Origin of the sequence: Nocardiopsis protaetiae (assembly GCF_045446735.1) — a bacterium.
Taxonomy (GTDB): domain Bacteria; phylum Actinomycetota; class Actinomycetes; order Streptosporangiales; family Streptosporangiaceae; genus Nocardiopsis; species Nocardiopsis protaetiae.
The window spans coordinates 1-5,648 of sequence record NZ_JBJJBV010000363.1; the positions used below are offsets into that span (position 1 = coordinate 1).

The 5,648-nt window shown below is 74.6% G+C and carries 5 protein-coding genes; 3 read left to right on the forward strand and 2 right to left on the reverse strand.

Features of this window, described 5'->3' with window-relative positions; translation table 11 throughout:
- Positions 1-91: 91 nt before the first annotated feature.
- Together thiD and ACJOT3_RS31925 are read right to left on the reverse strand one after the other, a co-directional pair.
- The gene (gene thiD, locus ACJOT3_RS31920; protein ID WP_406976856.1) at positions 92-889 is read right to left on the reverse strand and encodes a bifunctional hydroxymethylpyrimidine kinase/phosphomethylpyrimidine kinase; all 798 of its coding nucleotides are present in this window, start codon (positions 887-889) and stop codon (positions 92-94) included.
- A 186-nt stretch (positions 890-1,075) separates the two neighbouring features.
- Positions 1,076-2,338, reverse strand: coding sequence for a flavin monoamine oxidase family protein (locus ACJOT3_RS31925; RefSeq protein WP_406976857.1), 1,263 nt, complete (start codon positions 2,336-2,338; stop codon positions 1,076-1,078).
- Positions 2,339-2,468: 130 nt separating this feature from the next.
- Here ACJOT3_RS31925 and ACJOT3_RS31930 point away from each other — a divergent pair, with 130 nt between their 5' ends.
- The 3 genes from ACJOT3_RS31930 to ACJOT3_RS31940 form a co-directional block, all read left to right on the forward strand.
- Positions 2,469-3,635: a hypothetical protein gene (locus ACJOT3_RS31930; protein ID WP_406976858.1), complete on the forward strand. Its 1,167-nt coding sequence runs from the start codon at positions 2,469-2,471 to the stop codon at positions 3,633-3,635.
- Positions 3,636-3,736: 101 nt separating this feature from the next.
- The gene (locus ACJOT3_RS31935; protein ID WP_406976859.1) at positions 3,737-4,363 is read left to right on the forward strand and encodes a TetR/AcrR family transcriptional regulator; all 627 of its coding nucleotides are present in this window, start codon (positions 3,737-3,739) and stop codon (positions 4,361-4,363) included.
- A gap of 122 nt (positions 4,364-4,485) precedes the next feature.
- Positions 4,486-5,648: DUF418 domain-containing protein (locus tag ACJOT3_RS31940; RefSeq protein ID WP_406976860.1), on the forward strand; the 1,163-nt coding region annotated here is incomplete at its 3' end.

The window sequence follows — 5,648 nt, forward strand, 5'->3', positions numbered from 1 at the left end:
CCGCCTTCGGCGGCCCGACGTGTCCGGGCGTCCCCGGCCCGGGCGGGCGCGCGGCCGCCCGGCCGTTCGGAGCCCCCGGCGTCACCGGGGGTCAGCGTGGGGAGCGGGTGGTGACGGAGGCGAAGGGGGCGTGGGTGGTCAGCCGGTGCTCGATGCCGCGGCGGACCATCTCCTTGGCGGTGGCCGCGGCCGCGCCGACCCCGGCGCCCTTGGCCAGCTCGGCGGTGATCGCGGCGGCGAAGGTGCAGCCCGCGCCGCTCACCCGCTCCTCGCCGATCTTGGGCGCGCGCAGCACGGTCACCTCCGTGCCGTCGAAGTGCACGTCGACGGCGTCCGGGCCGGGCAGCTCCGCGCCGCCCTTGGCGATCACGTGCGAGGGTCCCAGGTCGTGGATGCGGCGGGCCGCCTCGACGAGGTCGTCGACGGTGTCGATGGACTCCATGCCCGCCAGCGTCATCGCCTCGAAGTGGTTGGGCGTGATCACCGTGGCCAGCGGCAGGATCTTCTCGGTGAGCGCCTTGTCGGTGTCCAGCGCCGCCCCCGGCTCCTGGCCCTTGCAGATCAGCACCGGGTCCAGCACCACGTGCCGCCAGTCCTGGGCGCGCAGGCCCTGGGCGACCACGTCGATGGTGTCGGGCGTGCCGAGCATCCCGATCTTGACCACGTCCAGGTCGTGGCAGGCCGTGGCCGCCTCGATCTGGTCGGCGATGACCTGCGGGTCGACCGGCACGAACCGGTGCCCCCAGCCGTTCCCCGGATCGAAGGAGACGATGCAGGTGATCGTCCCCATCCCGTAGACGCCCAGCTCCTGGAACGCCTTCAGGTCGGCCTGGATCCCGGCGCCCCCCGTGGCCTCCGAGCCCGCGATCACGTACGCGCGATCGGTCATCGGGCAACCCCCTCGTGTTCTGTGCTCTGATGCGATGTGCTCCGGTCGGTGCCGGGAACCCTCTCGGGGAAGACGAGTCGGTTCCACGGCCCTTCACCAATTCCACCACAAAGCGCAGGTGGGAACCGGTTGTCCACAGGCCGTCCCGATAAGCCCCCTGTGCCCCGCCCCCTACCCGCCCCGCCCCTACCCGCCCCGCAGGTCCGACAGCAGGTCGTCGGACACCGCGTACCCGCTGTCGTAGGCGCCGTCCACGGTGTTCTCCCCCGTGACCGCCTCCCCCGCGAAGAACAGCGTCCGGTCCACCGGCGCGCCCAGCGCCGCGGGGGCGTCGTGCGCCCCCGGCGGCACGTGCAGGTACGCGCCCCGGCTGTACTCGTCGCCCGACCAGTCGTGGGTGATCCGCCCCACCGGGTCCGGCACCGCACCGCCCACCGCCGCCGCCAGCGCCCGCAGCCCCTCGGCGAACCGGTCGTCCCGCTCCCGGGCCAGCAGGTCGCGGGCCCGGTCCCCGGCCGCCCACACCGACACCGCCTCCGGGTCGCGCGCCACGCTCCACACCACCGCGCCGTCCCCGTCCAGGGTGTCCCGGTCGGCGGGCAGCACCGGCCGGTCGAACCGGTACACGAGCTTGACGGCGTCGGTGGCCTCCAGCGCCGCCACCGCGTCCCGGTGCCCGGCGGGCAGCGCGGGCTCGAACCGCACCGACCCCGACCGCAGCACCCCCACGGGCAGCGCCAGCACACACCGGCGGGCCCGCACCGGGCGCCCCCGCCCGGCCACCCCGAGCTCCACCCCGGCCGGTCCGCGCCGCACCAGCCGGACCGGGCTGTCCAGCGCGACCACCGGGCCCGCCGCCAGCGGCTCCAGCAGCCGGTCGTACCCGTCCGGCACCCGGAAGTCCTCCCGCGGCGCGCTCCACCAGTCGAACACCCCGGTGTCGTGCACCCACCGGGCGCTCCACCGCTCCAAGGGCTCCCCGTCGATCTCCACCGGCGGCCACTGCGCCCGCGGCACCCCCAGCCTGCGCAGGTAGGCGGCGGCGTCCTCGTCCTCCCGCGGGCCCCGGGACAGGTCCAGGGGCGGCGACTCCGACCAGCCCGAACGCATCCGCGCGGTCCGCGCCCCGGTCTCGGCCACCAGCTCCCAGGTGGAGGCGTCCGCCCCGTGGATCAGCCCCGCGCCCAGCTCCACCGGGACCGCGGCCAGGGACCGGTCGGTGAACACCTGGCCGCCCACCCGGTCGCGGGCCTCCAGCACCACCACCCGCAGGCCGTGCTCGTACAGGTTGCTCGCGGCGGCCAGCCCGGCCGGCCCCGCCCCGACCACCGCCACGTCCCATTCCGGGGGCGGTACCCGGGACGACGCGGTGGCGGCCAGCAGGGCACCGCCGCCCAGCGCCAGGAAGGCGCGGCGGCTCCAGCGGGAGGGGTGGGGGGCGGAAGGCATACGGGTATGAGAGCACGTGCGGCGCGCACGGTCACGCCGGGGTGCGTTCCGTCACCGCCATGTCCCGGACTCGGACACGGAGTACGCGGGCCGCCCGAACCACACCGGTCACCGAGGAGTCACACAGCGCATGTCCGACACACAGAACCCCGACGGTCCCCGACCCGATCTGGTCGCCCTGATCGTGGAGGCGTTCGCGCGCGCGGAGATCGGCGCGGAACGGCGTTCCTCCACCGAGGTGCTCATCCCCCTCCCCGAGGCCGAGCCCTTCGTCACCGACTACGCCGAGGCGGTCGAGAACGCCCGCGAGTACCCCGTCGAGCAGTACCCGGAGCTGGCCTCCCAGGTCGTGCTCGCCCTGATGCGGGGCTTCCGCGAACGCGGCGTCGCCCTGGGCACCCACTACCCGCCCCGCTCCTCCGATCACGCCCGCGGCGCCCTGATCGCCGTGCTCGAACGGCTGGACCTGCGCGCCCGCTTCCTGTTCCCGAACGTCCTGGAGGTGGACACCGCCCGGGGCTCGATCCGCACCGACGTCAGCCGGTACCTGGAGGGCCTGGAGGACGCCTCCGTCGACGCCGCCTTCGACCGGGCGGGCCCCTACGCCGAGGCCCTCGCCGGGCGGATCCGCCAGATCGCCCCGCAGGACGCGACCGCCGCCGGCCACCTGCGCTCCCGCGTCTACCCGGCCACCGCCCTCCCGCAGGACGTGTGGGACACCCTGCTGTACCGGGACTTCGCCGAGGGCCTGCGCGAGACGGTGGTGATCGACACCCCCGACAGCGTGCAGCCGCTGAGCCGGTCCGCGCTGGGGGCGATGGGCCTCACCGAGGAGCAGGCCTTCGCCCAGGCCGTGGCCGCCTCGGTCGCGGAGGAGGTCGAGGCGAGCGAGGTCGACCTCGGCGGCGCGGCGATCGTCCACATCGGCGGGGCCCAGCCCTACACCGCCGCCCAGGCCCACGTGCTCTCCCGCTTCCTGGGCGAGGCGCCGCACGGGGCGCTGGTGGCCTTCCCGGTGCGCGAGGTGGTGCTGGCCCACCCGCTGGGCAAGGGCCACCCGATCATGGCGATGGAACGCCTCCAGGAGCTGGCCGAGCGCTTCGTCGCCGACGCGGAGAAGCCGATCAGCGCCCAGCTGTTCTGGTGGCACCCGGATTCGGCCGCGCGGGCCGAGGCCGAGGTGCCCGACCTGCGCCCGGTGGGGGTGAAGGTCGACCACGGGGAGCGGTCGGTGTCCCTGTACACCTCCGACGAGGAGTTCGGCCCGCTGCTGAACCGCCTGATGGAAGACGGCTGAGGAGTCCCGCTCCGGGGGCGGCCGGATCCGGCCGCCCCCGGAGCGGGATCCACCCGTCCCCACCGCTTGCCCTATAAAAATATTGCCGTATTATTTTTTTCATGGCACGGACCGCGGATCACGAACAGCGGCGACGACAGGTCGCCGAAGCGCTCATGGCGGTGGTGGGGGAGCGGGGACTGGCCCGGACCACCCTCGCCGACGTCGCCGACCACGCGGGGGTGTCCATCGGCCTGGTGCAGCGCTACTTCCGCTCCAAGGCCCAGCTGCTGCGGTTCGGCGTGGAGCACATGTACCACCGCGCCGAGCAGCGGTTGCAGGAGATCTCCACCGGGCCCGAGCCCGTCGCCTCGGTGCGCGACTGGCTCGACCGCGCCACCGAGACCCTGCTGCCCCTGGACGACGAACGCGTCCGCGAGCTCACCGTCTGGCTGGAGTTCCTCCCGGCGGCCCTGGCCGACCCCGAGATGCTGCGGATGCACCGGGACGCCACCCTCGCCCTCGCCGACGCCCTCACCGAGGCCCTGGAGATCGCCGTCCGGGAGGGCGAGCTCCCCGCCGACCGCGACCCCCGCGCCGAGGCGGTCGCCCTGATCGCCTGCGTCGACGGCCTGACCCTGCACCACCTCGTCACCGCCGAGCCCTTCACCGCGGAGGCGGTCCGCGCCGCCCTCACCACCCACCTCGACCGGCTCTTCACGGCCCCTGAGAGCCCCCGAACCCGTTGACCCCCGAACCGGAGGCGACGACCTTGACCGGTCACCCCGACCCGACCCGCGCACCCGAGGCCCCCGGGGCCCCGGCCGCGCCGAGCCCGAGTGCGACCCCGAGCCCGTCACCGACCCCGGCCGTGTCCCGCCGCCTGCCCCTGCTCGACGTCCTGCGCGGCGTCGCGATCCTGGGCACCCTCGCCACCAACGTGTGGCTGTTCGCCGCGCCCGGCGGCGAGGCCAACATGCTCTTCAGCGAAGAGCTGAGCCCGCTGGCCGGCGCCCTGGCCGACCCCTCCCCGGGCACCGTCGCCCAGGGCGTCCTCCTGCTGCTGTCCAACGGCAAGTTCCTGGCGCTGCTCACCCTCCTCTTCGGGGTGGGCCTGGCCATCCAGTTCCGGTCCGCCGCCAAGAAGGGCGGCCGCTGGCCCGGCCCCTACAAGTGGCGGGCGCTGTTCCTTTTCACCGAGGGCCTGGTGCACTTCACCCTGGTGTTCGCCGCCGACGTCCTCATGGGCTACGCCGTGACCTCCCTGCTGGTGGCCTGGCTGCTCACCCGCTCCCGGCGGGTGCGGAACGCGGTGATGTGGACCTGCCTCGTCCTGCACCTGGCCGTCGTGGGCCTGCTCACCGCCGCGTCCGCGCTCCTGCCGCAGCCGGGCGCCCAGTCCGCCGACGGCGGGGTCCCGGCCGAGGTCGTGGACCTGTACGCGCACGGCACCTACCTCGACCAGATCGGGCTCCGCCTGGACAACATGCTCGCGATGCGCGCCGAGCCGATCATCACGTTCGCGTTCATGGTCTTCATGTTCCTGCTGGGTGTGCGGCTGTTCCGGGCCGGGGCCTTCAGCGGCGACGACGCCGGGCGGCGGCTGCGCGCCCGCCTGCTCGCCTGGGGCCTGGGCGTGGGCGTCCCGCTCAACATCGCGACCGCCCTGGGCGGCGCCGACCTGTTCTTCGTGGACCGCTACGTCGCCGCCCCGGTCGTGGCCCTGGGCCTGATCGGCGCCGTCGGGTGGCTGGTGGACCGGGCCGACCCGGCCGGGTGGGGGGTCGTCTCCCTGTCCTCCCTGGGCCGCATGGCCATGACCGGGTACGTGACGCAGAACGTGCTGTGCATGCTCGCCTGCTACGGCATCGGCCTGGGCCTGTCCGCCCGGCTGGCCGACACCGGACCGTGGTGGGTGATGGGGCTGTGGGCGGCGGTCGCCGCCCTGCTCCTGGCCGGGTCCACCCTGTGGCTGCGCCGGTTCCGGCTGGGGCCGCTGGAGGCGTTCCAGAAGGCCGTGCTGGGCCGGATCCC